The following is a 26,418-nucleotide window of genomic DNA, read 5'->3' as shown; positions in this document are numbered from 1 at the left end:
ATGTTTTCTATCAATCAAACGTTGGGCTATCCCACGCCTTTAGATGTTAACAATCTAAGTGATGAGCAAACCGCCATTGCGATAGAAAACTTGAATCTGTTTTATCGCGATAAACAAGCTCTAGACGACGTATCTATGCGGATTCCAAAAGGGCAAGTGACCGCATTTATCGGACCGTCTGGCTGTGGTAAATCGACTCTGCTTCGCTGTATCAACCGAATGAATGATCTAATTGAAGGTTGTACGGTGACAGGCAAAGTGAAATTACATGGAGGTAATGTTTATCATCCGGATGTTGACGTCGCGACTTTGCGAAGACGAGTTGGGATGGTGTTTCAGCGTCCGAATCCATTTCCAAAGTCTATATATGAGAATGTGGTGTATGGATTGCGGCTTCAAGGAATTAAGAACAGCCGTAATCTCGATGATGCGGTAGAGCGAGCGTTGCGCTCAGCAGCGCTCTGGGATGAAGTGAAAGACAGATTACACGAGAATGCATTTGGGCTTTCAGGTGGACAACAACAGCGATTGGTGATTGCTCGAGCCATTGCTATTGAACCCGAAGTATTGCTGCTGGATGAGCCAACGTCGGCGCTTGATCCTATTTCAACATTGACCATCGAAGAGCTCATTAATGATCTTAAAACCAAGTACACGGTTGTGATCGTAACGCATAACATGCAGCAGGCAGCGCGAGTTAGTGATCACACTGCCTTTATTCACCTCGGAAAATTGGTAGAGTATGCGGATACTGATACTATATTTACCTCACCGATTGAAAAACAAACCGAAGACTATATTACCGGTCGCTACGGTTAATTAAGGAAGTTGTTGGACATGCACTTTGGTCGTCATATCTCTGGTCAATTTAATGCCGAATTAGAATCGATACGCACTCACGTGTTAACAATGGGAGGGCTGGTCGAGCAGCAGCTATCCTTTGCGATGCAGGCGTTGCACAAAGACGACCTTGAGTTGGCCAAAAAAGTGGTCAGGGACGATCACAAAGTGAATGCGATGGAAGTCTCCATTGACGAGGCATGTACGCGAATTATTGCTAAACGCCAGCCAACGGCTAAAGATCTCCGCTTAGTGATGGCAATCATCAAAACGATAACGGATCTTGAACGTATCGGCGATGTAGCGACTCGAATTGCTCGCGTGGCTATAGAGCAACCATCAACGAAACAACAGAAATTTCATGTCTCTTTAGAGCCGCTATGCCGACAAGCCATCACTATGTTGCATCAAGTGCTTGATGCATTTGCTCGTATGGATGTCGATGCTGCTGCCGAAGTCTATAAATTAGATGACAAGCTGGATGCAGAGTATGAAGCAGTGGTTCGTCAGTTGATGACGTATATGATGGAAGACCCGAAGAACATTCCTAACATTCTTCAGGTCATGTGGTCAGCTCGAGCCATTGAGCGGGTAGGTGATCGTTGCCAGAATATTTGCGAATACATCATTTACTTCGTGAAGGGTAAAGATGTTCGTCATCTGGACGAGAAAGCCATTAACGACATTCTTTAGTTGGGCAGTTTAAAAACGCCCAATCACACCGAAGTTTAAGGTCATATTCGAGCCTACAGGGATATAGGTGTCCTGTGAGTTGAATACGTCATAATCGAAACCTGTCTTTAAACCAAAGCTTGAGTTGAGCATATAAACATAACTTGCTCCAATGCTTAAGCCTAAGGAGCTGCGACTGCTCGTATCACTATCACGGCTATCACGACCGTAATAATCGGCTAGACCAAATTCAGCTTGCAAGCCATGGTCCTGTTTATGTCCAAACATGTGTTGCAAACCTAGGCGATAAGAGTCAATGCGCTCGTCGTAACGGTTAGTGTTATAGGTCTTGCGTCCATAGCTAAAAAATACAGCATCCATACCTAGTGTGTCCGCTACACCTAACTGAATACCAGCACCGTTGTATATGCCGATTTTCACATCAGGAGACACATGGAACGTTTGAGCTGATGTTGTGAAAGAAAGAGTAGCGATTAGAGGTAACAATAGCTTTTTCATCAAGCACCTTTATAGAACAGTAAAAGTGCGCTGATGTTAGCTGTCGCTAAGCCGTATGGCTAAGAAGAGTCGCTTATAGTTATCATTAGTCCTGATTATTGATATGTTGCAGTATCTTTTCGCGGAGTATTCCTTCTAGCCATTTGGCTTTTGGTGAATGGCGATTTTTATTATGGACATAGGCATACAGACCTTTGGTATAAGGCTGTTCGTTAAGTTCAACTCTTAATGCCCTTAGTTGCTTGCTGTGTTGACTTGGTAATAGGTTTGAATGTGGTAATAGCATATCTGTTGACGATACCACATCAATGATTGCTAACACGACCTCAGAACGAAAGCCTACTTTTGCTTCATATCCGTGCTGTTCTAGTATTTGAGCGGCAAAGCTAAAATTGTCATTCCACCCAGGAGAGATGAGTGATGCAATCTCATATTTAGCTGCATCATGAGGAGTTATGACAGTACTCTTGAGAGGGTGGTCTTGGCGCACATAAACCCGAGCTTCCATGTCGGCTAACTTCTCTCTAGCAATCTCTTTCGAGATACTATCTAAGTCATAGTGCATACCGAGAAACACATCACCATTACGAAGTTGCTCTGGGGTTTGCTGAGTCCAACTGGTGAGTTCTAAGTTTAGGTTTGGTGCTTGCTTTCTAAGTTCTATAAACAGAGAGCCCGCCAAACAAGATAATACTATCGGCGCCAAAGCGATTTTTATTGTTCCTTCAAGCTCACTTGGCGAAAAGTCGGAAAGCTGTTCTAAAGAGGCTTCGAGTCCATCTAAATAAGGGGCAATTTTTTCCTCTACTTGAAGAGCAAATGGTGTTGGCTCTAGCCCGCCCTGTACTTTGACGAAGAGTTCGTCATTCAAGTGAAATCGCAGCTTTTGCAGAGCTTGACTGATTGCAGGCTGAGTCACAAACAAGCGCTCGGCGGTTTTACGGGCATTGCGCTCTTGCAACAGAACTCGAAACGTTCTGAGTAGGTTCAAATCGAGCTTTTGAAATAAATTCGCTGACGTTTTCATAAATCCCTAGGAGAAAGTAGTGCGAGATTGAAAGAAGCCTGAAAACAGTCTGCTTCTTCTCTGGAACTTTGGTTAAAAGCACAAGCTTTATAATGAGTTTAGCACTTTCGCTACCGCTCGAATTTTATCACTGCTTGTCACAGGAATGGCAAAGTCATCCACATCATCACTGCCCATTTTTGCATCGTCAGCAATGAAATGCATTTTGCTTTTTCTAGTTGATTTGCCTGAAAGGTGGACTTCAGAAACGTGACTGGTGGCGATGATCTTAGCGACATTATCAGCATTGACTCCAGCTCCGGCCATCAATTCTATGCGTCCATTTGCCAAAGCTGACAGCTTGGCGAGCATATCGCTACCGTCTAGTGCATTTGAGGCCAGCCCGGATGTGAGTATTCGCTCACACCCTAATGCGATCACATCCTCCAAAGCCTGTTCGGGATGTTTACATTGGTCGAACGCTCGATGGAAGGTGACGCCCAGCTGTAACTCATGAGCCAGTTTTACTAAGCGGATAGAACGAGGCATATCGATGTTGCCATCTTTATCAAGTAGACCTAAAACGATACCTTGAGCACCATGTTTAGCGGCCGTGCGCACGTCTTCTGCCATGATCTCAACATCGTCACAATCATAGAGGAAATCACCTTGTCTAGGACGAATCATGACGTAGATAGGAATAGAAGAAGATTGGACAGCTTGTTTAATGAGGCCTGCGTTCGGGGTTAGTCCCCCTAACGCCAAAGATGAGCATAGCTCAATCCGCGTAGCACCACCTGCAATAGCCAGTGGCAGGGACTCGATATTGTCGATACAGACTTCAAGTTGGTAGTTCATAAGGTCTCTCAGTAACTATACTGGGTATCAATATATCTCTGCTTTTGAATTCTGAAAATAGAAAAAGCCCGAGTCGTGACTCGGGCTTTAATTTTTTGGCTAACTCGTTTCTTCTTCAATGATTGGCTGCGTTTTTCGCTTTATATTTATCCAACCATCAACCCTGATTGAGCGCAGGGTGAAGGCATCGAATTATTTAGACAGGTCGTCTGCGTGCTCAGATAGGAACGCTGCAACACCTTTTGGAGATGCGTCCATACCAGCTTTACCTTCTTCCCATTGTGCAGGACATACTTCGCCGTGCTTCTGGTGGAAGTTTAGAGCGTCAACCATACGTAGCATTTCGTCGATGTTACGGCCTAGAGGTAGGTCGTTAACTACTTGGTGACGTACAAGACCGTCTTCGTCGATTAGGAAAGAACCACGGAAAGCAACGCCTGCTTCTGGGTGCTCTACATCGTACGCTTGGCAGATTTCGTGTTTAACGTCTGCAACTAGAGGGTACTTAACTTGACCAATACCGCCATCTTCGATAGCAGTGTTACGCCATGCGTTGTGAGAGAACTGAGAATCGATAGAAACACCGATAACTTCACAACCTTTAGCTTGGAAATCAGCAAGACGGTTGTCGAATGCGATCAGTTCAGATGGGCAAACGAAAGTGAAGTCTAGTGGGTAGAAGAATACAACTGCTTTTTTACCTTTAGTGAACTCAGCAAAGTTAAAGTTCTCAACGATATCACCGTTACCTAGAACAGCTGCTGCAGTAAAGTCTGGGGCTTGACGACCAACTAGTACCATTTTTTTGCTCCTAAATAGAGTTTAATTCAAACCATTTTTGGTTTGGTCCGTGTTTGTGCGAGACAAACTATAGTACACATTGTAGTATTGAAAAAAGCGAAATTAATAGATTAATTCCATCGAAAAAAGCGATGAAGCAGTAATGCCGATTCCTTTTTTGATATTGGTCCAAAAACAGGCAGTTACCATGAATAAATGGCCCAGTTTAAAGCAGCTTCATTACTTGGTTACTCTGCATGAGACGCGACACTTTAGTGAAGCCGCAGAGCGCTGTTTCGTCAGTCAGTCTACGTTAAGCAAGGGGATTCAGAACCTAGAAGAACTGATAGGCTGCCCTCTCTATGAAAAGAAAGATAAGAAAAGTCCGTTGGTCTTTACCCAAGCCGGTGAAATGGTGGTTTCACAAGGACGAGAGCTCCTAGCAAAGGGACAAGACCTGATTGAGTTAGGCAACTTGTGTCAAGGTGATGCGATGCAAGGGCAGTTGAAGCTTGGTTGTATCCCTACAATAGCGCCATTTTTACTGTGTGATTTAGTTCAGGAAGTGAACGCGCGTTACCCTCAGCTTAATCTTTTACTCAGAGAAGATACTACCGCGAACTTACTCGCCGCGCTGAGACATGGTGAATTGGACGTTCTCATTTTGGCGCTCCCGATGGACATCGGCAATATGGACAGCTGCATTGTTGGACATGACCCGTTCAAGATGGTCATCAGCCGTAATCAAGCGGACAGAATTCGTGTTCCTATCAAATATGATGATCTACCGGATGAATCGGTTTTCTTGTTAGAAAATGAACACTGTTTAACAGAGCATGCGGTTTCTGCGTGCAAGCTGACTGAGAAAGAGAAAATCAATCCATTTAGCGCAACAAGCTTACATACTTTAGTTCAAATGGTTGCTAATGGATTGGGGACTACATTTATTCCTCAGATGGCGATCGAGCATGGTCTATTGGAGAATCAAAACCTTATTGTCGTTGAGCCTCCGGGGCAGCAAGCTTATCGCGATATTGGTTTAGTTTGGCGACCAAGTTCATCTCGACGTGACTCATTTCTTCAATTGGCGGATGTGGTTTCAGAATTACTTTAGTTTTCAAACTATTCTGCATAAAAGAGAACGGCTAGTGAAAGACACCACTTTTGGTGTCTTTTTTGTTAAATTACTCTAAATGCCTAGGTTAGTGTGTAAAAAAACACAGTTTAATTTTCACAAAATCTTTCAATCAAATCCTGCGCTTCACAGTGTCAATTTCACACTGTCAAATTGAAGAGGTGTGCGGTCTGTTATCTAGACATCTTAATGATAACGAGGTGTACCTAGCAATGTTCCTACTTTCGCTATAACCATGTAAGAAATAATGGTTGCCATTTTATGTAATTAAATTACGTAATAAGCTACATTATTTGCACTTTATCAATGATTGTTATTAAGAGTACAAAGTGTCGAATTTTCGAAAAAGGCACATTTAGAGTTGATACTCTAAGTTGGCTTGGGTATCGTATTTGTATGTTTTCAGTGGAAGGTAAGACTTGGTAATGAATCATTTATTTGACTCATTTTGCCACAATGAACATAAAGTTTGTTGACCGTTTCTGTAACTACTTTCGTTTTAAACTTTCAATTGAGATGAGAGTAAGTGCAGTCAGTGGCTTATCTTAGTGATAAAGAGCCCCAGCTGTGATCGTTTGATTGTCTCTCGTAGTGTTTAAGCGTTCTCATAATGAGTTATCACATCATTGAAAAACAGAAGCTTAACGCTTCGACTGGTTTTGAGCACTGCCTCAGTAGTTCAGTAATGGCTACTGAATGTCGGTAAGTTTGAGCGGCGCAAGCCGCTCCCTTTTTTTGGCTGTTACGCGTCTAGTACTTCCGAATCGCTACTCTCTTCAACTTCGTCCGGCTCGACTTCTTCTTGAAGTTCTAGCAAGTTAATCGCAATCGCGACAAAATCACTGTCAGTAATAATGCCAACTAGTTGTTTATTTTTCACAACAGGTAGGCATCCCACTTTGTGTTTTTGCATGTAGAGTGCACTTTCTTTTAATCCGGCTCTTGGTTCCACCGTCATAATATTACTGTGCATGAGTTCACTCAATGGGGTGGATAATGTGTAAGACTGGTCGCTTGGGATTTTTTGTAGGATGGATTCTTGTGCCGCCAAAACATCACGTTGAGAAACAATGCCGAGCAAATGACGTTCTGCATCAACGATAGGTATATGCCTGATATCGAGTGCTTCCATTGTATGTTTAGCATCGGCTAGGGAGTGAGACCGCAATAGGGTGTGAGGGTTGCGAGTCATCATATCTTCGACCTTAATCATAGGGCCTCCAACTCGTTCTGATTGTGTACTTTAACTATAGAATTTTTCATGGATTAAGTCTGAGACAGGCGTCGTTTTTTGTAGCGCCAGTCACAAAATAAACTTACTGATATTAAGGTTAAATTGTGTACCCTAAAAACACAGAGTTTACGTTGGACAATGACGGTTCAGCTTGCTATTCCAACGGGTCACTTTATACTATGCGGCTGCGAATTTTTTCGCCGTTTTTGTCGCTTAATATAGAAGATTGGTGTTATGCAAGTTTCAGATTTTCATTTTGATTTACCAGATGAGCTTATCGCTCGCTACCCTAAAGCCGAAAGAAGCTCAAGCCGACTGCTTCAGCTAACCGGAAATACTGGTGAAGTCGTAGATGGAAGCTTCACTGATATTGTTGACCAAGTACAGCCGGGCGATTTGCTCGTGTTCAATAATACTCGCGTGATTCCAGCACGAATGTTTGGACGTAAAGCGTCAGGCGGTAAAATTGAAGTACTTGTCGAACGTATGCTTGATGACAAGCGTGTCTTAGCTCATGTTCGATCTTCTAAGGCTCCAAAACCAGGTACAGAACTGTTCCTTGGAGAGAATGATGAATACCAAGCGTTGATGGTCGCTCGTCACGACGCACTTTTTGAGATTGAAATGCAGTCTGAGAAGACGGTTCTTGATATTCTTAATGATATTGGCCACATGCCATTACCTCCTTATATCGATCGTCCAGATGAGGATGCCGATAAAGAACGTTACCAGACCGTTTACAACGAGAAACCCGGTGCGGTTGCCGCTCCTACCGCGGGTTTACACTTTGATGATGCTGTACTTGAGAAAATCAAAGCCAAGGGCGTAAATTTTGCCTATGTGACTCTGCATGTTGGTGCAGGTACTTTCCAACCTGTGCGAGTTGAAAATATCAACGACCATCATATGCATGCGGAATACGTTGAAGTGTCGCAGGAGGTCGTAGATGCGATCAATGAAACCAAAGCAAACGGTGGCCGAATTATTGCGGTCGGTACAACATCCGTTCGTTCTTTAGAAAGCGCTGCGCAAGATGCGCTGAAAAACGGCACCGAGCTAGTGCCATTTTTTGGTGATACAGAAATCTTTATTTTCCCGGGATATGAGTATCAGCTGGTGGATTGCTTAGTCACCAATTTCCACCTTCCTGAGTCCACACTCATCATGCTGGTCAGTGCCTTTGCGGGTTACGATAATGTGATGAGTGCATACCACCACGCTGTAGAACAGAAGTACCGTTTCTTTAGCTATGGTGATGCGATGTTCATTACCAAAAGAACCGCTTAATATTTTTATTTCACTCAAGGAGCCAGTGGAATACGGTAAGGATTACCAACTTCACTAGTCGCTTGGCTAGTGCATTCAAGTGCGACAAGCTACGCTTGTTAGTGCGTTTTAAGATTGAGTCAGACTGTGTCTCTGGCAATGTGGAGGCTTCGTGAAATTACAATACGAACTAAAAAAGAAAAATGGCCACGCTCGTCGTGGTCAATTGACGTTTGAACGCGGGACGGTACAAACGCCAGCGTTTATGCCTGTTGGTACTTACGGTACTGTGAAAGGTATGACACCAGAAGAAGTAAAAGGTACTGGAGCTGAAATTCTTCTAGGTAACACTTTCCACCTTTGGTTGCGCCCAGGTCAAGAAATCATGAAGATGCACGGCGACTTGCATGACTTCATGAACTGGCATGGCCCAATCCTTACCGATTCAGGCGGCTTCCAAGTATTTAGCCTTGGGGATATTCGCAAAATCACTGAAGAAGGTGTGCATTTCCGTAACCCAGTAAACGGTGACAAGATTTTCATGGATGCTGAAAAATCGATGGAAATCCAGAAAGATCTTGGCTCTGATGTGGTGATGATTTTTGACGAATGTACGCCATACCCAGCGACCCATGCTGAAGCGAAAAAATCGATGGAAATGTCATTGCGCTGGGCACAACGTTCTCGCGATCATTTCGACAAGCTTGAGAACCCTAACTCGTTGTTTGGTATTGTCCAAGGTAGTGTGTACGAAGATCTACGTGATGTGTCTGTTGAAGGCTTAACTAATATTGGCTTCGACGGTTATGCGGTTGGTGGTCTTGCTGTTGGTGAGCCAAAAGAAGACATGCACCGTGTATTAGAGCATACAACGCCTAAACTACCTGAAGACAAACCTCGCTATCTAATGGGTGTAGGTAAACCTGAAGATTTAGTTGAAGGTGTTCGCCGTGGTATCGATATGTTCGATTGCGTAATGCCGACTCGAAATGCACGTAATGGACATCTATTTGTAACCGGTGGCATTGTTAAGATCCGTAATGCAACGAACAAGACGGATACAGGTCCATTGGATGAGCATTGTGATTGCTACACCTGTAAAAATTACTCTAAAGCGTATCTGCATCATTTAGATCGCTGTAATGAGATCTTAGGCGCTCGCTTAAACACGATTCACAACCTACGCTACTACCAACGTCTGATGGAAAGCATCCGCACTGCGATTGATGAAGACCGTTTTGATGAGTTTGTAGAAGAGTTTTATGCACGACGCAATCGCGAAGTGCCGCCACTAGATATGAAATAGTTGGCTAAATAAACGGCTATCCCTGCAATTGGTACCAAATCCTAGCTCTCGGTCACATTTTTTATGTGTTTAAGTCGCTATGAAACATTGAGTTACCGTTTGCTTCTTGAAAAGATAGGGGGATAGCCCAATTTTGGATATGTATTTACATTAAAGAGGATGTTTTCCGATGAGTTTGATTTCTGCAGCTCACGCAGCTGAAGCGGCACCACAAGGTGGCGGTTTTGAAATGCTAATTATGCTTGGCATGTTTGCGGTAATTTTCTATTTCATGATTTACCGCCCACAAGCTAAGCGTGCTAAAGAGCATAAAAACCTAATGGCTTCTATGGGTAAGGGTGATGAAGTCCTAACTAATGGCGGTCTAATTGGTAAGATCACTAAAATTGCTGAAGACAACGACTACATTGCTATCGCTCTTAACGACAACAATGAAGTAGTTATCAAGAAAGACTTCGTTACTGCAGTGCTACCAAAAGGTACGCTAAAGTCTCTATAAAAACAGCTAAAGGATCCTCGCTGTGCTAAACCGTTATCCTTTGTGGAAGTACCTGATGGTGGTGTTTGCCATCGCCATCGCAGCTTTGTATGCACTTCCCAATCTATACGGTGAAGATCCGGCTATTCAAATTACAGGGGCGCGTGGCGCCTCTGTTGATATGTCGACGCTGGATACTGTCACCAAAGCTCTTGAAGAAGAGCAACTTTCTCGTAAGTCCATTGCTTTAGAAAATGGCTCCATTCTTGTTCGTTTCAACGATACTGATACTCAAATCAGTGCGCGTGACGTAATCAGCCAAGCTTTAGGTAAAGATTCCATTGTTGCATTGAACCTAGCGCCAGCTACGCCAAACTGGTTAGAGTCGATCGGTGCAAACCCAATGAAATTAGGCTTGGACCTTCGTGGTGGTGTTCACTTCTTGATGGAAGTGGATATGGACGCTGCGATGGAAAAGCTGGTGGGTCAGCAAGAAGAAGCATTTCGTAGTGAGCTTCGTGAAGACCGAATTCGCTACCGCTCCATTCGTCCATCGGGTAAAGATGGTGTTGAAGTACTACTTCGTGACGCTGAACAACTCGCGGAAGCAAAAGCGGTGCTAACCACGAAACACCCAGACATGGACTTCTTTGATTCTGACTCAAATGGTCGTTTCGCACTTGTAGCGCGTTTTAAAGAAACTCGTCTACAAGAGATTCGTAACTATGCTGTCGAGCAGAACATCACCATTTTACGTAACCGTGTAAACGAACTGGGTGTGGCTGAACCTCTGGTTCAACGTCAAGGTGCTAGCCGTATCGTAGTTGAACTTCCAGGTGTACAAGATACTGCTCGAGCTAAAGAGATTCTTGGTGCAACAGCAACGCTAGAATTCCGTGAAGTAGACAGCTCTGCGGATCTTGCAGCAGCTGCTAATGGTCGAGCGCCAGCGGGTAGTGAAATCAAGCAAGACCGTGACGGTCGTCCTGTGGTGTTGAAGAAGCGCGTTATTCTTGGCGGTGCGAGCATTACCGATGCAAGTTCAAGTGCTGATGAATATGGTCGCCCACAAGTTAACATCTCGCTAGATAGCGAAGGTGGTAACAAAATGGCGGCGTTCTCACGTCAGAATATTGGTAAGCTGATGGCAACGGTTTTCGCTGAGTATAAAGACAGCGGCAAGCGCACACCGGAAGGCAAAGTTATTCTTGATAAGCATGAAGAAGTTATTAACCAAGCGACGATTCAATCGGCACTTGGTCGCAACTTCCGCATCACTGGTATCGATTCTGCTGCCGAAGCTCACAACTTAGCTCTGCTATTGCGTGCCGGTGCTCTGATTGCACCTATTTCGATCGTTGAAGAGCGTACCATCGGTCCATCAATGGGTCAGCAAAACATCGATATGGGCATTAAGGCATGTATTACAGGTATGATCGCCGTAATGCTATTCACCTTGGTCTATTACCGTCGATTTGGCCTATTTGCCAATATGGCACTAATGGCTAACATCGTATTGATCGTTGGTGTGATGTCCATGATACCGGGTGCAACGATGACGTTACCAGGTATTGCAGGTATCGTACTTACCGTAGGTATGGCGGTTGATGCAAACGTTCTGATATTTGAGCGGATACGTGAAGAGCTAAAAGAGGGACGTAATCCTCAACAAGCGATTCACCAAGGTTATGCCAATGCATTTAGTACCATCGCTGATGCGAACATTACCACGCTAATTACCGCGATTATTCTATTCGCAGTAGGTACCGGAGCAATCAAAGGCTTCGCGGTAACGCTGTCGATTGGTATTATCACTTCAATGTTTACTGCCATCATTGGTACACGATGCCTCGTGAACCTAGTGTACGGTGGTAAGCGTATCAACAAGTTGTCGATCTAAGGGTTAGTTATGTTTCAGATATTGAAAGCAGACAAAACGATCGACTTTATGCGTTGGTCTAAAGCGGCATTTGCCTTGTCGCTCGTGATGATAGGTGCTGCCATCTTTACTCTGTCAACCAAATGGTTGAACTGGGGTCTAGACTTTACTGGCGGTACGTTGATTGAAGTTGGCTTTGAGCAGCCGGCCAATCTTGAGCAAGTTCGTTCGGCTCTAGATGCGAAAGGCTTTGGTGATGCAACGGTTCAGAACTTTGGTTCATCTCGTGATGTCATGGTTCGTCTTCGTCCGCGTGAAGATGTACAAGCGGAAGCACTAGGTAACCAGATTTTGGACGCGATTAAACAAGGTACGGGCGAAAGCGTTGAAATGCGCCGTATCGAGTTTGTTGGTCCGAACGTGGGTGATGAGCTGACCGAAGCGGGCGGTTTGGCGATCCTAGTATCGTTAATCTGTATCTTGATCTATGTATCTGTACGATTCGAATGGCGCTTAGCGGCAGGTGCGGTACTAGCACTCGCGCACGACGTTATAATTACGTTGGGTATTTTCTCTTTGATGCAAATCGAAGTCGACCTTACCATTGTTGCGGCACTGCTTACCGTAGTCGGTTACTCGCTCAATGATACGATCGTTGTTTTCGACCGTATTCGAGAAAACTTCCGTAAGATGCGTAATGGTGAGCCAGCTGACATTATGAACAGCTCAATCACTCAAACGTTAAGCCGTACTTTGATTACGTCTGGTACTACATTATTCGTAGTTATCGCACTCTTTACTCAAGGTGGTGCGATGATTCACGGGTTCGCAACAGCCTTGTTGTTAGGTATTACCGTTGGTACTTATTCTTCAATCTATGTTGCATCGGCTCTGGCTCTGAAACTGGGTATCCAGAAAGAGCACTTAATGCCACCGCAGATTGAGAAAGAAGGTGCAGAGTTTGATGAAATGCCTTAAGGCATCGAATTAGACTTCAAGTGCGTCGTCATCCCCACACAGGCGTGACTCACGGATGACGAAAGCATCGTCCTAAATTGCAAAAGCCACTCTATCGAGTGGCTTTTTTTGTCTGTCATAAATGGATGACAGTAACTGTCTCACTGCATCGAAAACGCTAAAAAAATCCCGACCAATGGCCGGGATTTCAAATTCAGCTGTGACGGGCTGTGAGTCTTAAGCTAATTACTTAAGGATAGCTTCGTTACCATTCTCGCGAATGATTTTAAGCATGCTCTTAGCACCACGTGCACTTGCAGCAACAACGTTACCAGACTTCATGTACTCAGTACCGCCTGAAAAATCAGTCACGATAGCGCCAGCTTCACGTGCGATAAGTTCACCTGCAGCCATGTCCCATGGTTTTAGGCCTAGTTCGAAGAAGCCGTCTAGACGACCTGCACCTACGTAGCAAAGATCAAGAGCAGCAGAACCTGCGCGGCGGAAGTCTGCACATTCGACAAACATTGCTGACATGATCTTGAAATAGCTTTCAGAGTGCTGTTTCTGCTTCGAAGGAAAACCTGTACCGATAATAGTACCTTTTAGGTCTTTTAGTGTGTTAACACGGATTCGAGCGTTGTTTAATTGAGCGCCAGCACCGCGTTGTGCAGTGAATAGCTCGTTTAGCATTGGATCGTATACGCACGCAACTTCAGTTTTACCCTTAATGCGAACCGCAATAGATACTGAGAAGTGTGGAATACCTTTAACGAAGTTATTAGTGCCATCCAGTGGGTCGATGATCCATTGTACGTCGCTATCTTTACCTTCAATCATGCCACCTTCTTCAGCGATGATGCTGTGGTCAGGGTAAGATGTTTGAATAGTATGGATAATGAGTGCTTCAGCTTCTTTGTCTACGTTAGTAACAAAGTCATTGGTGCCTTTCTGTACCGACTCGATCTTGTCAGTGTTTTCTAGTGATTTAGCAATATGGTTGCCCGCTTTACGCGCAGCGCGTATAGCGATATTTAGCATTGGATGCATACGAATTTTCCCAACGGATGTTAAAGAACAAAAAGCGGCGGCGAGTATACCAAAGTTTTGGCAAAAAGGAAGTGGTTATTTTTTGTTCTGTCATTGGGGTGAATAAAAAGACCCTGACTATTTTAGTCGGGTTTATGTTATTATTCGTCGGTTTTGTAATCTCGGTGCAATTTGACAATGCTAGACAACGTGAAAATCGTCCTCGTCGGAACCTCTCACTCCGGTAATATCGGCTCAGCAGCAAGAGCGATGAAGGTGATGGGGTTAAGCCAGATGGTCTTGGTTGACCCACAATGTGAGGTAGATGCTCAAGCGATTGCGCTTGCAGCGGGTGCTAGTGATATTGCGCTTGGTGCTCAAATTGTTGGTTCATTGCAAGATGCTATTGAAGATTGTGGTTTGGTTGTTGGCTCAAGTGCGCGGTCTCGTACATTGGATTGGCCTATGATTGAACCAAGAGAGTGTGGCGAGAAGTTTGCCATAGAAGGTGAGCAACACCCTGTTGCTTTGGTTTTTGGTCGTGAACGCACTGGCTTGACCAACGAAGAATTGCAGCTTTGCCATTTTCATACTTGTATTCCAGCAAACCCGGAATACAGCTCTCTTAACTTAGCGATGGCGGTTCAGACATTAAGTTATGAAGTACGTGTTGCACATTTGCAGCGTGTGGCCAACCAATTTCCTGAACAAGAGCAAGCTGAGTATCCACGTCACAAAGAGCTAGAATTATTCTACCAACACCTTGAAAAAGTCATCACCGATACCCAGTTTATCTCTAAGGATAAACCAGGGTTAGTAATGAACAAATTACGAAGAATGTTCAGCAGAGCTCGCCCTGAGTCACAGGAAATCAACACGTTGCGTGGTATTTTAACGTCAATAGAAAAAGGGCTAGGGGTTAAAAAATAACCACTTTTTCTGTTGGGTTAAATACCTGACTATTTTAGTCAAATAAATACTTGATTAAAATAGTCAGGTATGGAAAAATCGAAACCACATAATCAATGTGGAAACGTGTGATATGAGACTAACATCAAAAGGAAGATATGCAGTAACGGCGATGCTAGATGTCGCACTGCACTCACAGCAAAGCCCAGTACCTCTGGCAGATATCTCTGAACGTCAAGGGATCTCACTGTCATATTTAGAGCAACTGTTCTCAAAATTGCGCAAAGCTGGACTTGTAGCCAGTGTACGCGGTCCAGGTGGTGGTTACCGACTCGGCGCAGAAGCGTCTGATATTGCAATTGGAACGGTGATAGCTGCTGTTGATGAGTCTGTTGATGCAACCAAATGTGCTGGCAAAGGCGATTGCCAAGGTGGTACACGTTGCCTCACTCATACGCTTTGGAGAGATTTAAGCTCTCGCATTAGTGACTTCTTAAATAACATCACTCTCGGTGAGCTGATGGTAGATAATGAAGTATTAGAAATTTCAGACCGACAAGACGTAGATCTTGCGGTAAATCATGGGTTCTCAAGAAAAAGTACAAGCACCGCACCCATCGGAATTAATGTTCGCTCGTAAGTAGTGTTGCTTTTACATTGGAGTAAAGAATGAAACTGCCTATTTATCTAGACTACTCTGCCACATGTCCTGTTGACCCGAGGGTTGCAGAAAAGATGGTTCAATTTATGACGATGGACGGTACCTTTGGTAACCCAGCGTCACGATCACACCGTTTTGGTTGGCAAGCAGAAGAAGCAGTAGACAACGCGCGTGAGCAAATCGCCGATCTGTTGAACGCGGATCCTCGCGAAATTATTTTCACTTCGGGCGCGACAGAATCAGACAACCTTGCTATCAAGGGTGCTGCTCATTTTTACGCTAAAAAAGGTAAGCATGTTATTACCTGTAAAACAGAGCATAAAGCAGTACTTGACCCATGTCGTCAATTAGAGCGTGAAGGCTTTGAGGTAACGTATCTTGAGCCGGAAGCCAATGGTCTTATCGATTTAGCAAAGTTAGAAGCTGCAATGCGTGACGATACTGTGCTTGTTTCTATTATGCACGTAAACAACGAAATTGGTGTTGTTCAAGATATCGCCGCTATTGGTGAGCTATGCCGCAGCAAGAAAATCGTTTTCCACGTTGATGCTGCGCAATCGGCTGGCAAATTGCCAATTGATGTTCAAGAAATGAAAGTTGACTTAATTTCAATGTCAGCTCACAAGATTTATGGCCCTAAAGGTATCGGTGCACTTTACGTTCGTCGTAAACCACGTATCCGTTTAGAAGCACAAATGCACGGTGGTGGTCATGAGCGTGGTTTCCGTTCTGGTACGTTACCGACTCACCAAATTGTTGGTATGGGCGAGGCATTTGCTATTGCTAAGCAAGATATGCAAAAAGATTATGACCATGCAAAATCTCTGCGTGATCGCCTGTTAAACGGTGTTAAAGATCTTGAAGCCGTTACGATCAATGGTGATCTAGAGCAGCGTGTACCTCACAACCTAAACGTGAGCTTCGCATTTGTTGAAGGTGAATCGCTATTGATGTCATTGAAAGATCTTGCAGTATCATCCGGTTCAGCATGTACTTCAGCGAGCCTAGAACCATCTTATGTACTTCGTGCATTAGGTTTGAACGATGAACTGGCACACAGCTCTGTACGTTTCTCGTTTGGTCGCTTCACGACAGAAGAAGATATCGACTATGCGATTGAGCAAATTACAACAGCAGTGAACAAGTTACGTGACATGTCTCCTCTATGGGATATGTATAAAGAAGGGATTGACCTAGATACGGTCGAGTGGGCACACCACTAATCTCACGATAGTAGAGGATTCGAGGAATTTATTATGGCATATAGTGAAAAGGTTATTGACCACTATGAAAACCCACGTAATGTAGGGTCGTTTGATAAAAATGATCCAGCTGTGGGAAGTGGTATGGTAGGCGCGCCAGCTTGTGGCGACGTAATGAAGCTTCAGATTAAGGTAACACCAGAAGGTATTATCGAAGACGCGAAGTTCAAAACCTACGGTTGCGGTTCAGCTATCGCATCAAGCTCACTGGTTACAGAGTGGGTAAAAGGTAAATCAATTGAAGAAGCTGCGGCTATCAAAAATGCTGAAATTGCTGAAGAACTAGAGTTGCCGCCAGTAAAAGTTCACTGCTCAATTCTTGCGGAAGACGCAATTAAAGCCGCCGTAGCCGATTATAAGAAAAAGCACGACTAAATCGCTTGGATAACCAAGCCTTAATATATCATCAAGAGAAGCAAACAAAGGTTGTAGTATGGCCATCTCAATGACAGAAGCAGCAGCAAGCCGAGTAAGAACGTTTTTAGAAAACCGCGGTAAAGGTATTGGATTACGTTTAGGTGTAAAGACCACTGGGTGTTCTGGTATGGCCTATGTTCTTGAGTTTGTTGATGAACTTGATGATGGTGATGAAGTCTTTGAGCATGAAGGTGTGAAAGTCATCATCGATGCAAAGAGCTTGGTTTATCTCGATGGAACAGAGCTTGATTACGTGAAAGAGGGCTTGAACGAAGGGTTCGAATTCAACAACCCAAACGCAAAAGGCGAGTGCGGTTGTGGTGAGAGCTTTAATGTTTAACCTTTAATAGTCGTGGTGCAGTTGGTTTAGCCAGTTGCTCCACGATTCTTGTTTGCGAGTCTATGTTATGAACCATTTCGAACTATTTGGGCTACCTATTCAGTTTCAGCTGGACGGTAGCCTTCTTTCTTCTCAATTCAGAGAATTACAGCGACGCTTTCATCCCGATAACTTTGCTACCGCTTCCGAGCGTGACCGCATGCTTGCGGTTCAGAAAGCAGCGCAAATCAATGACGCATACGAAGTACTTCGTAAGCCAATTTCTCGAGCAGAGTATCTGCTGGCTGAGAATGGCGTAGATATTCGAGCTGAACAGCAAACCTTGCAAGACCCTATGTTCTTAATGGAACAGATGGAACTGCGTGAGACCCTCGAAGAAATAGAGACCTCAAGTGATGTTGAGTCAGAACTCTTTGACTTTGAGGCGAAGGTCAGCAAAATGTTCAAATCACAACTGCTTGAGTTACAACAGCTGCTCGAACAGAATCAGTGGCCACAAGCTGCAGATAGCGTCAGAAAACTAAAATTTATCGCCAAGTTGCAAAGTGAAATAGAACAGCTCGAAGATAAGCTGCTTGGTTAATGGAAGCTCCCAAGGATATTTGAATGGCATTACTTCAAATCGCAGAACCCGGTCAAAGCTCTGCGCCACACGAACATAAGTTGGCTGCAGGTATTGATCTAGGGACTACAAACTCTCTAGTTGCAACGGTAAGAAGTGGAGAAGCAGCCACGCTACCAGATTCGAATGGCAGAAATATCTTGCCTTCGGCCGTGCATTACACAGAAGAGTCGACCACGGTCGGTGTTGAGGCTCGTGATAACGCAGCTTCTGATCCAGTGAATACTATTATTTCGGTAAAACGCTTATTAGGTCGTTCACTTGCGGATGTTCAAAGCCGTTACCCATCTATGCCTTACTCTTTGACAGAAAGTGATAATGGTCTGCCAGTATTACAAACGCGTGGTGGGGCGAAGAATCCTATTCAAGTGTCCTCTGATATCTTAAAAGCACTTTCTCAACGTGCAGAAGAATCGCTAGGTGGCGAATTAGCAGGAGTGGTTATCACGGTTCCTGCCTACTTTGATGATGCTCAGCGTCAAGGCACAAAGGACGCAGCGAGCTTAGCTGGTTTACATGTCTTACGACTACTCAATGAACCTACTGCGGCCGCGATTGCTTATGGTTTGGATAGTGGTCAAGAAGGTGTGATTGCTGTTTATGATCTTGGTGGCGGTACCTTTGATATATCTATTCTGCGATTATCTCGTGGCGTGTTTGAAGTACTCGCAACGGGCGGCGATTCAGCGCTGGGTGGCGATGACTTTGACCATTTGGTTGCAGAACATTTGCAGCAGCAAATTGGTAAGGCTGAATTAACGGTTCAAGAGCAGCGTGAATTACTGGACGCTGCAACGCAAGCTAAGATCGATTTGAGTCAATCTGATGTGGCAAGTGTGGATGTGCTAGGTTGGCAAGGCGAATTAGAGAAAGCTCAATTTGAAGATCTCATTCGTGCCCTAGTTAAGAAAACCCTTCTTTCTTGTCGCCGTGCTCTAAAAGATGCGGAAGTTGACGCTGAAGAGGTGCTTGAAGTCGTCATGGTGGGTGGTTCAACCCGTACACCTTTGGTTCGCGACATGGTAGGCGAGTTCTTTGGGAAAACACCTCTGACTAGCATTAACCCTGATGAAGTCGTTGCGATTGGTGCTGCCATTCAAGCGGATATTCTTGCAGGAAACAAACCTGACTCTGAAATGCTGCTACTCGACGTACTGCCTTTATCTCTAGGTATTGAAACCATGGGTGGCTTGGTCGAGAAAATTGTTCCTCGAAATACAACCATCCCAGTTGCTCGTGCTCAAGAGTTTACCACTTTTAAAGACGGTCAAACGGCTATGTCGGTTCATATTGTTCAAGGTGAACGTGAAATGGTTGATGATTGTCGTTCTCTGGCTCGTTTTTCACTTAAAGGTATTCCTCCAATGGCGGCGGGTGCTGCGCATATTCGTGTCACCTATCAGGTTGATGCAGATGGTCTACTGTCGGTCACTGCGATGGAAAAGAGCACAGGTATTCAATCTGATATTCAAGTCAAACCATCATACGGACTCAGCGATGATGAAGTGACCAATATGCTTAAAGACTCGATGACTTACGCTAAAGACGACATGTTGGCTCGTGCTTTGGCTGAACAACGTGTGGAAGCCGATCGCGTTATCGAAGGGTTAATTGCAGCGATGCAAGCTGATGGTGATGCTTTATTAGATGAACAAGAAAAACAAACACTAGTAGAAGCTATTGAAGCACTAATTAAATTGCGCAATGGTGACGATGCCGACGCCATTGAACAAGGTATAAAAGATACTGATAAAGCGAGCCAAGAATTTGCTTCTCGTCGTATGGACAAGTCCATTCGCGAAGCTCTTGCCGGTCAATCAGTAGATAACATTTAAATTCGAGGACTAAGTAGTCATGCCAAAAATAGTTGTTCTGCCCCATGAAGATCTGTGCCCAGAAGGCGCAGTGTTAGAGGCTAACGAAGGCGAAACCGTATTAGATGTGGCACTAAAAAACGGTATTGGGATTGAGCACGCTTGTGAGAAATCGTGCGCTTGCACAACTTGTCACGTGATTATTCGTGAAGGTTTCGATTCACTTGAAGAGAGTGAAGAGCTTGAAGATGACATGCTAGATAAAGCTTGGGGCTTAGAACCAGAATCACGTTTGGGTTGCCAAGCCATCGTTGCTGATGAAGACTTAGTGGTAGAAATTCCAAAATACACGTTAAACCACGCATCTGAAGATCACTAATAAGTGGAGGATACATGAGCTTAAAATGGACTGATTCTCGTGATATCGCTATTGAGTTGTGCGATCAATTTCCAGATAAGGACCCTAAAACGGTTCGTTTTACCGACTTACATCAATGGATAACGGAACTAGAAGATTTTGACGATGATCCAAATCGTTCTAATGAGAAAATCCTTGAAGCAGTCATCTTATGCTGGATGGATGAGTACGATTGATAAATCGCTCTAACTTTACTTCTAAAAACGGACCTTTGGTCCGTTTTTTTGTCGCTACATGTTACATTGTTATTAATTCCCTTGGGCGGGTCATTGGTATTGTCTCTACATAGTGATAACATCATTTGAACCATAAGATACGACAACACAAAACAGAATTAAGACAAGGAGAGACCATGTCTAACACAATGTCGGTATTTCTTAGCCAAGAAGCGGCTGCTCCTCAATGGGGCGACAAAGCAATCATCTCTTTCACAGAAACTGGCGCGACAGTCCACTTAGGTGAGGGCCACGATTTAGGCGCTATTCAGCGCGCGGCTCGTAAATTAGACTCACAAGGTATTTCTAATGCAACACTGGCTGGTGAAGGCTGGGATCTAGAATCAACCTGGGCATTCTATCAAGGCTATCGTAACTCTAAGAAAAGCACGCAAGTAACACTGCCGTCACTCGGTGAACAAGATGAAAACGAGCTGAATGCACGTATCAAAGCTTCCAACTGGACTCGTGACATCATCAACAAGAGCGCGGAAGAAGTTGCACCTCGTCAACTTGCGACTATGGCGGCTGAGTTCATTAAATCAACGGCACCTGAGCACGTTACTTACCGCATTGTAAAAGATAAAGATCTGCTGACTGAAGGATGGGAAGGTATTTTCGCTGTAGGTCGCGGTTCTGAACGTACATCGGCAATGCTGCAACTCGATTACAACCCAACTGGTGACGAAAATGCCCCAGTATTTGCGTGCCTAGTTGGTAAAGGCATCACATTCGATTCTGGCGGCTACAGCCTGAAGCCTTCTAACTTTATGTCGGCGATGAAAGCAGACATGGGTGGCGCTGGTACTATCACTGGCGGCTTGGGATTAGCGATCATGCGTGGTTTGAATAAACGTGTGAAGTTGATTCTCTGCTGTGCGGAAAACATGGTTTCTGGCCGAGCGCTTAAATTGGGTGACGTGATCACTTATAAAAATGGTAAGACGGTTGAGATCATGAATACCGATGCCGAGGGACGCTTGGTTCTAGCTGATGGTCTCATTTACGCGAGTGAACAAAACCCTGAGCTGATTATTGACTGTGCTACGCTCACCGGTGCAGCTAAGAATGCTCTAGGTAATGATTACCACGCTATCATGTCTTTTGATGATGAACTCACTCATCAAGCATTAACCAATGCAAACCAAGAAAAAGAAGGTTTGTGGCCACTACCGCTAGCAGATTTCCATCGAGGTATGCTGCCGTCAAACTTTGCTGATCTTTCAAATATCAGCAGTGGTGATTACTCACCAGGTGCAAGCACTGCAGCGGCATTTTTGTCTTACTTTGTTACCGATTATAAAAAAGGTTGGTTGCATTTCGATTGTGCCGGCACTTATCGCAAAGCGGGGACTGACAAGTGGTCTGCGGGGGCAACTGGCATGGGTATTCGTACTCTAGCTCGACTGCTTACTGAGCAAGCTCAAACCAAATAACAACAATAGAAACAGAAAGATAAGGAACAATAATGGCCCTAGAAAGAACATTTTCAATCGTTAAGCCTGATGCTGTAGAACGTAATCTTATTGGTGAGATCTATCATCGTATTGAGAAAGCTGGTCTAAAAATTATCGCAGCTAAGATGGTTCACTTGACCGATGAGCAAGCGAAAGGGTTTTACGCTGAACACGAGGGTAAGCCATTCTTTGATGCACTGCGCGAGTTTATGACCTCTGGTCCTATCATGGTTCAAGTACTTGAAGGCGAAGATGCTATCGCTCGTTATCGTGAGCTTATGGGGAAGACTAACCCAGAAGAAGCTGCATGTGGAACCATTCGTGCAGATTACGCATTAAGCATGCGCCATAACTCGGTACACGGCTCAGACAGTCCAGAGTCGGCAGCGCGTGAAATTGAATTTTTCTTCCCTACGTCGGAAATTTGTCCGCGTTAATGATTGATTCCGCTCAACACAAGGAGGCTTAGGCCTCCTTTTTTAATATTGAGTGTTTATTCTGTTCAAAAAATGTTCACTTATAAATGAATACCTTATTATTTTAAGGTTTTGTAGCGCTTGTTGTAGTCGCCTAAAGGCTGTACAATTCGCGCCCTTAAGTAGAATCACCGTCATCGAAGAGGCAACATGACCGCACAAAAAGTCAATCTACTCGATTTTGATCGCAAAGGTATGCGTAAATTCTTCCAAGAGGAACTTGGCGAAAAAGCCTTCCGTGCTGATCAGGTTATGAAGTGGATCTATCATTTTGGTTGTGATGACTTTGAAAAGATGACCAACATCAACAAGAAGCTTCGTGAAAAGCTGATTCGTTTGGCTGAAATTAAAGCTCCGACAGTCTCTGAAGCGCAACACTCATCAGATGGCACCATTAAATGGGCGATGCGTGTAGGTGATCAAGATGTTGAAACGGTCTATATCCCAGATGATGACCGCGCAACGTTGTGTGTTTCATCTCAAGTAGGTTGTGCGTTGGAGTGTAAATTCTGTTCAACGGCACAGCAGGGCTTTAACCGTAACCTTAAAGTCTCGGAAATCATCGGTCAGGTTTGGCGCGCTGCGCGTGAAGTCGGCCTTGAAAAAGAGACTGGTCGTCGTCCAATAACAAACGTAGTGATGATGGGTATGGGCGAGCCTCTACTCAACATGAAAAATCTGATGCCTGCGTTAGAAATTATGCTAGACGATCTTGGCTTTGGTTTGTCCAAACGCCGCGTAACGGTATCGACTTCAGGTGTGGTGTCCGGTCTTGATCAAATGACGGGTGAAATTGATGTTGCATTGGCTATTTCTCTTCACGCTCCAAATGATAAGTTGCGTAGTGAAATCATGCCGATTAATGATCGTTGGGATATCGAAGATTTCTTAGCGTCAGTTCGTCGCTATATTGCGTCATCTAATGCTAATCGTGGCAAAGTAACGGTTGAATACGTACTTTTAGACCACGTCAACGATGATATGGATCATGCTCGTGAGCTTGCAGAATTGTTGAAAGACACGCCTGCGAAAATTAACTTGATTCCATTTAACCCTTATCCGGGCTCTCCTTACAAGAAACCGAGTAACTCGCGCATAGATCGTTTCATGAAGACGTTAATGCAGTATGACTACACTGTGACAGTCCGTAAGACTCGCGGTGACGACATTGATGCGGCGTGTGGCCAATTAGTCGGTGATGTAATTGACCGTACTAAACGCACCAAGCAGTTGGCTGAGCAAAAAGGTGAAGCCATTCCGGTAAAAACGGTATAAAACAGAAATAAATAAAGAAAAACCAAGTATTTGCTTGGTTTTTTTGTATCTATAGTGCTGTAATCGAAAATATCTGATCTTTGCCACAATTTACTGATAAAAAATTCAGTATTAATGGAACAAATATCGGTTTTGTTAATCAAATATTTCAAAACGTCGCTTGAACCTTATAGATAGTGTCAATTTTTTATCAAAAATGGCTCTATTTACGTCGTTTTACGTTTGCCGATTTTAACTCGTGGTTAGAATCGACTATGATGGTCACATTCAGCCGCTGTCTTGGCCCATTATGGGGCGACATTGCGCGAAAATCATAATGAAATCGAGCACTTTGCAATAGATTGAGGTGCAGAAGTAGGCAATTTGGGACTATGCTGTAAATACAGTTAGTACGTACGATTTACCACACTAATGACGATATCACACCAATAAATAAAACGAACTAAGCGTGTAGCGTCATAGTCACAACCAGAAGAAGTACATGATAAATGAGTACTGAACAAAATACCGTAGTAGATAAAGTTGAACAGCAACCACAAGAGCCCGTTCTTGCCGGAACCATATTAAAAGAGAAACGTGAAGCGCTAGGCCTTACACAGAAACAGATTGCGGACCGTTTACGCTTGCGTGTCGCCATCATTCAAAAAATCGAAGCCAATGATTTTGATGGTGAGCAAGTTGCAACCTTCACTCGAGGTTATCTACGTTCTTACGCTAAAGCAGTTGGCATAGATGAAAAAGAGATCCTTGGTGCTATTGAACACCACAGTGAGGCGCAACCTTCAGAACAACCAATGCAGAGCTTCTCTCAGAAAACCAATAAAGAAAAACACGATAGCCGCATAATGAAACTTACTTGGGGTATTTTCGTGGTGATTATTGGTATCTCCTCGGTTTGGTGGTTACAAAGTCAGCAAAAAGATACTCTTTCGGAAATCGCAGATACCAGCGATCCTGCCTTTCAAGTAGAAGAACCCGCTTCGCCACAACTTACCGCTGAGCCTGAATTAGCACCAGCCGAAGATGAAGTAAAAACTATAGATGTGTCTGCTATCATCGATACGCCTGAGCAGACAGAGGAAGCAGCGACAGAATCGGTATCAAAGACTGCCAATCTTAACGCTGAAGAAGCGGCTTCGGAAGATGTTGCAGTAATTGAGGAACAACCTCAAACTGCAAACGAGCAACCAAAGCCAGCTGATGGTCTGACTAATTTAACGATGGCTTTCACAGGTGACTGCTGGATCCAGGTAAAAGACGCGGACGGAAAAACCATCACTACTGGTATCAAAAAGCAGGGCGACAATGTCAATGTAAACGGAAAAGCACCATTTAAAGTGATTTTAGGTGCTCCTGAGAAAGTTTCTATGACATTAGCGAGTGAACCTGTCGACCTTTCTGGGTATACTTCAGGCAAAGTAGCTCGATTCACCTTACCTTAGATAATCAATATGCATCACGAATCACCAATTAAACGTCGCCCATCTACGCGTATTTATGTGGGCGATGTACCTATCGGCGATGGCGCTCCCATTGCTGTTCAGTCAATGACTAACACTCGCACGACGGACGTTGCTGCGACCGTTGCTCAGATTAAAGCGTTAGAAAATGTCGGTGCAGACATTGTTCGTGTATCTGTTCCTACTATGGATGCCGCTGAAGCTTTCCGAGAAATCAAACAGCAAGTTTCGATTCCTTTGGTTGCTGACATTCATTTCGACTATCGAATTGCATTGAAGGTTGCGGAGTATGGCGTAGATTGTTTACGTATCAACCCGGGTAATATTGGTAACGAAGCTCGCATTCGCTCTGTGGTAGATTGCGCACGCGACAAAAACATTCCAATTCGTATTGGCGTAAATGGCGGGTCGCTAGAAAAAGATATTCAGATGAAATATGGCGAGCCTACACCAGCTGCTTTGGTGGAGTCGGCGATGCGTCACGTGGATATCTTGGATCGTCTAAACTTCGACCAATTTAAAGTCAGTGTCAAAGCGTCGGATGTGTTTCTAGCTGTAGACTCTTATCGATTGCTGGCTCAAAAGATTGATCAGCCACTACACTTAGGTATCACTGAAGCTGGCGGCGCACGTGCGGGTGCTGTGAAGTCATCAGTTGGTCTTGGGATGCTGCTGGCGGAAGGTATTGGTGACACATTACGTATTTCTTTGGCAGCAGATCCTGTCGAAGAGATCAAAGTGGGCTTTGATATCTTAAAGTCATTGCGTATTCGCTCTCGTGGTATCAACTTCATTGCTTGCCCAAGTTGTTCACGTCAAGAATTTGATGTGATCGGCACAGTAAATGCGCTGGAGCAACGCTTAGAAGATGTGATTACACCAATGGATGTGTCGATTATCGGCTGTGTGGTTAATGGACCAGGTGAAGCAGAAGTTTCACACCTAGGCTTAGCTGGTAGTAACAAGAAAAGTGCATTCTACGAGGACGGTAAACGTCAGAAAGAGCGCTTCGATAATGATGACCTAGTGAATAAGCTCGAAGCAAAAATTCGTGCTAAGGCGTCGATGTTAGATGAGTCAAATCGCATCGAAGTGAATCAAGTAGAAAACAAATAATTTCAACGATATAACGG

28 protein-coding genes are annotated in these 26,418 nt (G+C 44.3%); 22 read left to right on the top strand and 6 right to left on the bottom strand.

Going from position 1 to position 26,418, the window contains the following annotated elements; translation table 11 throughout:
* Nucleotides 1–819: a phosphate ABC transporter ATP-binding protein PstB gene (gene pstB, locus HOP38_RS13370; RefSeq protein WP_006074789.1), complete on the top strand. Its 819-nt coding sequence runs from the start codon at nucleotides 1–3 to the stop codon at nucleotides 817–819.
* 18 nt (nucleotides 820–837) lie between these two features.
* On the top strand, nucleotides 838–1,533 hold the full coding sequence (phoU, locus tag HOP38_RS13365) for a phosphate signaling complex protein PhoU (RefSeq protein ID WP_006074790.1): 696 nt from the start codon (nucleotides 838–840) through the stop codon (nucleotides 1,531–1,533).
* Nucleotides 1,534–1,542: 9 nt separating this feature from the next.
* On the opposite strand, the gene HOP38_RS13360 is transcribed toward phoU, so the two are convergent.
* The 4 genes from HOP38_RS13360 to HOP38_RS13345 form a co-directional block, all read right to left on the bottom strand.
* Complete coding sequence (locus HOP38_RS13360) at nucleotides 1,543–2,031, bottom strand: hypothetical protein (RefSeq protein WP_124940209.1); 489 nt, start codon at nucleotides 2,029–2,031, stop codon at nucleotides 1,543–1,545.
* Between the two features lie 85 nt (nucleotides 2,032–2,116).
* Nucleotides 2,117–3,058 (bottom strand): LysR family transcriptional regulator, encoded by a 942-nt coding sequence (locus tag HOP38_RS13355; protein WP_198558222.1) that lies wholly within the window; start codon nucleotides 3,056–3,058, stop codon nucleotides 2,117–2,119.
* A gap of 87 nt (nucleotides 3,059–3,145) precedes the next feature.
* Nucleotides 3,146–3,895, bottom strand: coding sequence for a copper homeostasis protein CutC (locus HOP38_RS13350; protein ID WP_198558221.1), 750 nt, complete (start codon nucleotides 3,893–3,895; stop codon nucleotides 3,146–3,148).
* Between the two features lie 192 nt (nucleotides 3,896–4,087).
* A complete protein-coding gene (locus HOP38_RS13345; protein WP_006074794.1) occupies nucleotides 4,088–4,696 on the bottom strand; it encodes a peroxiredoxin in 609 nt (202 codons plus the stop codon).
* A 187-nt stretch (nucleotides 4,697–4,883) separates the two neighbouring features.
* Here HOP38_RS13345 and HOP38_RS13340 point away from each other — a divergent pair, with 187 nt between their 5' ends.
* A complete protein-coding gene (locus tag HOP38_RS13340; RefSeq protein WP_006074795.1) occupies nucleotides 4,884–5,789 on the top strand; it encodes a hydrogen peroxide-inducible genes activator in 906 nt (301 codons plus the stop codon).
* A 763-nt stretch (nucleotides 5,790–6,552) separates the two neighbouring features.
* Here the strand turns inward: HOP38_RS13340 and HOP38_RS13335 are convergent.
* Entirely contained in the window at nucleotides 6,553–7,023 is a 471-nt protein-coding gene (locus tag HOP38_RS13335; protein WP_198558220.1) for a CBS domain-containing protein, read from the bottom strand.
* A gap of 255 nt (nucleotides 7,024–7,278) precedes the next feature.
* On the opposite strand from HOP38_RS13335, the gene queA reads away from it, so the two are divergent.
* From queA to secF, 5 genes are all read left to right on the top strand, one after another.
* Nucleotides 7,279–8,331 carry a tRNA preQ1(34) S-adenosylmethionine ribosyltransferase-isomerase QueA gene (gene queA / locus HOP38_RS13330; protein ID WP_198558219.1) on the top strand — a complete coding sequence of 351 codons (1,053 nt, stop codon included), beginning with the start codon at nucleotides 7,279–7,281 and terminating at the stop codon, nucleotides 8,329–8,331.
* Nucleotides 8,332–8,482: 151 nt separating this feature from the next.
* The gene (gene tgt, locus HOP38_RS13325) at nucleotides 8,483–9,616 is read left to right on the top strand and encodes a tRNA guanosine(34) transglycosylase Tgt (protein WP_006074798.1); all 1,134 of its coding nucleotides are present in this window, start codon (nucleotides 8,483–8,485) and stop codon (nucleotides 9,614–9,616) included.
* Between the two features lie 169 nt (nucleotides 9,617–9,785).
* The gene (gene yajC, locus HOP38_RS13320) at nucleotides 9,786–10,115 is read left to right on the top strand and encodes a preprotein translocase subunit YajC (RefSeq protein WP_006074799.1); all 330 of its coding nucleotides are present in this window, start codon (nucleotides 9,786–9,788) and stop codon (nucleotides 10,113–10,115) included.
* 22 nt (nucleotides 10,116–10,137) lie between these two features.
* Nucleotides 10,138–11,994 (top strand): protein translocase subunit SecD, encoded by a 1,857-nt coding sequence (secD, locus tag HOP38_RS13315; protein ID WP_006074800.1) that lies wholly within the window; start codon nucleotides 10,138–10,140, stop codon nucleotides 11,992–11,994.
* A 9-nt stretch (nucleotides 11,995–12,003) separates the two neighbouring features.
* Nucleotides 12,004–12,951: a protein translocase subunit SecF gene (gene secF, locus HOP38_RS13310; protein ID WP_038227970.1), complete on the top strand. Its 948-nt coding sequence runs from the start codon at nucleotides 12,004–12,006 to the stop codon at nucleotides 12,949–12,951.
* Between the two features lie 225 nt (nucleotides 12,952–13,176).
* Here the strand turns inward: secF and suhB are convergent, their stop codons facing one another.
* Nucleotides 13,177–13,980, bottom strand: a complete 804-nt coding sequence (gene suhB / locus HOP38_RS13305; protein ID WP_031493748.1) for an inositol-1-monophosphatase — start codon at nucleotides 13,978–13,980, stop codon at nucleotides 13,177–13,179.
* A gap of 177 nt (nucleotides 13,981–14,157) precedes the next feature.
* Between suhB and trmJ the strand changes: the two genes are divergently transcribed.
* From trmJ to ispG, 14 genes are all read left to right on the top strand, one after another.
* Nucleotides 14,158–14,889 carry a tRNA (cytosine(32)/uridine(32)-2'-O)-methyltransferase TrmJ gene (gene trmJ, locus HOP38_RS13300; protein ID WP_038227966.1) on the top strand — a complete coding sequence of 244 codons (732 nt, stop codon included), beginning with the start codon at nucleotides 14,158–14,160 and terminating at the stop codon, nucleotides 14,887–14,889.
* Nucleotides 14,890–15,001: 112 nt separating this feature from the next.
* Nucleotides 15,002–15,508 carry a Fe-S cluster assembly transcriptional regulator IscR gene (iscR, locus tag HOP38_RS13295; RefSeq protein ID WP_006072585.1) on the top strand — a complete coding sequence of 169 codons (507 nt, stop codon included), beginning with the start codon at nucleotides 15,002–15,004 and terminating at the stop codon, nucleotides 15,506–15,508.
* A gap of 29 nt (nucleotides 15,509–15,537) precedes the next feature.
* A complete protein-coding gene (locus HOP38_RS13290) occupies nucleotides 15,538–16,752 on the top strand; it encodes an IscS subfamily cysteine desulfurase (RefSeq protein WP_006072583.1) in 1,215 nt (404 codons plus the stop codon).
* A 33-nt stretch (nucleotides 16,753–16,785) separates the two neighbouring features.
* Nucleotides 16,786–17,166: a Fe-S cluster assembly scaffold IscU gene (gene iscU, locus HOP38_RS13285; RefSeq protein ID WP_006072582.1), complete on the top strand. Its 381-nt coding sequence runs from the start codon at nucleotides 16,786–16,788 to the stop codon at nucleotides 17,164–17,166.
* A 58-nt stretch (nucleotides 17,167–17,224) separates the two neighbouring features.
* Nucleotides 17,225–17,548 (top strand): iron-sulfur cluster assembly protein IscA, encoded by a 324-nt coding sequence (gene iscA / locus HOP38_RS13280; protein ID WP_006072581.1) that lies wholly within the window; start codon nucleotides 17,225–17,227, stop codon nucleotides 17,546–17,548.
* A 67-nt stretch (nucleotides 17,549–17,615) separates the two neighbouring features.
* The gene (gene hscB / locus HOP38_RS13275) at nucleotides 17,616–18,131 is read left to right on the top strand and encodes a co-chaperone HscB (RefSeq protein ID WP_006072580.1); all 516 of its coding nucleotides are present in this window, start codon (nucleotides 17,616–17,618) and stop codon (nucleotides 18,129–18,131) included.
* Between the two features lie 23 nt (nucleotides 18,132–18,154).
* Nucleotides 18,155–20,005, top strand: a complete 1,851-nt coding sequence (gene hscA, locus HOP38_RS13270) for a Fe-S protein assembly chaperone HscA (RefSeq protein WP_006072578.1) — start codon at nucleotides 18,155–18,157, stop codon at nucleotides 20,003–20,005.
* A 19-nt stretch (nucleotides 20,006–20,024) separates the two neighbouring features.
* Nucleotides 20,025–20,363, top strand: a complete 339-nt coding sequence (fdx, locus tag HOP38_RS13265; protein WP_198558218.1) for an ISC system 2Fe-2S type ferredoxin — start codon at nucleotides 20,025–20,027, stop codon at nucleotides 20,361–20,363.
* A gap of 14 nt (nucleotides 20,364–20,377) precedes the next feature.
* A complete protein-coding gene (gene iscX, locus HOP38_RS13260; RefSeq protein ID WP_198558217.1) occupies nucleotides 20,378–20,578 on the top strand; it encodes a Fe-S cluster assembly protein IscX in 201 nt (66 codons plus the stop codon).
* Between the two features lie 176 nt (nucleotides 20,579–20,754).
* Nucleotides 20,755–22,053, top strand: a complete 1,299-nt coding sequence (gene pepB / locus HOP38_RS13255; RefSeq protein ID WP_088876171.1) for an aminopeptidase PepB — start codon at nucleotides 20,755–20,757, stop codon at nucleotides 22,051–22,053.
* Nucleotides 22,054–22,085: 32 nt separating this feature from the next.
* A complete protein-coding gene (gene ndk, locus HOP38_RS13250) occupies nucleotides 22,086–22,511 on the top strand; it encodes a nucleoside-diphosphate kinase (RefSeq protein WP_006072571.1) in 426 nt (141 codons plus the stop codon).
* 189 nt (nucleotides 22,512–22,700) lie between these two features.
* Nucleotides 22,701–23,825 carry a dual-specificity RNA methyltransferase RlmN gene (gene rlmN, locus HOP38_RS13245; protein WP_006072569.1) on the top strand — a complete coding sequence of 375 codons (1,125 nt, stop codon included), beginning with the start codon at nucleotides 22,701–22,703 and terminating at the stop codon, nucleotides 23,823–23,825.
* Nucleotides 23,826–24,313: 488 nt separating this feature from the next.
* Nucleotides 24,314–25,267 carry a cytoskeleton protein RodZ gene (gene rodZ / locus HOP38_RS13240; RefSeq protein WP_198558216.1) on the top strand — a complete coding sequence of 318 codons (954 nt, stop codon included), beginning with the start codon at nucleotides 24,314–24,316 and terminating at the stop codon, nucleotides 25,265–25,267.
* Nucleotides 25,268–25,276: 9 nt separating this feature from the next.
* Nucleotides 25,277–26,401 (top strand): flavodoxin-dependent (E)-4-hydroxy-3-methylbut-2-enyl-diphosphate synthase, encoded by a 1,125-nt coding sequence (gene ispG, locus HOP38_RS13235; protein ID WP_124940205.1) that lies wholly within the window; start codon nucleotides 25,277–25,279, stop codon nucleotides 26,399–26,401.
* Nucleotides 26,402–26,418 lie beyond the last annotated feature (17 nt).

Origin of the sequence: Vibrio mediterranei, assembly GCF_013364395.1 — a bacterium.
GTDB classification, from domain to species: domain Bacteria; phylum Pseudomonadota; class Gammaproteobacteria; order Enterobacterales; family Vibrionaceae; genus Vibrio; species Vibrio mediterranei.
Note: the sequence above shows the minus strand (reverse complement) of the source record. Positions and strands in the feature narration are given on the sequence as shown.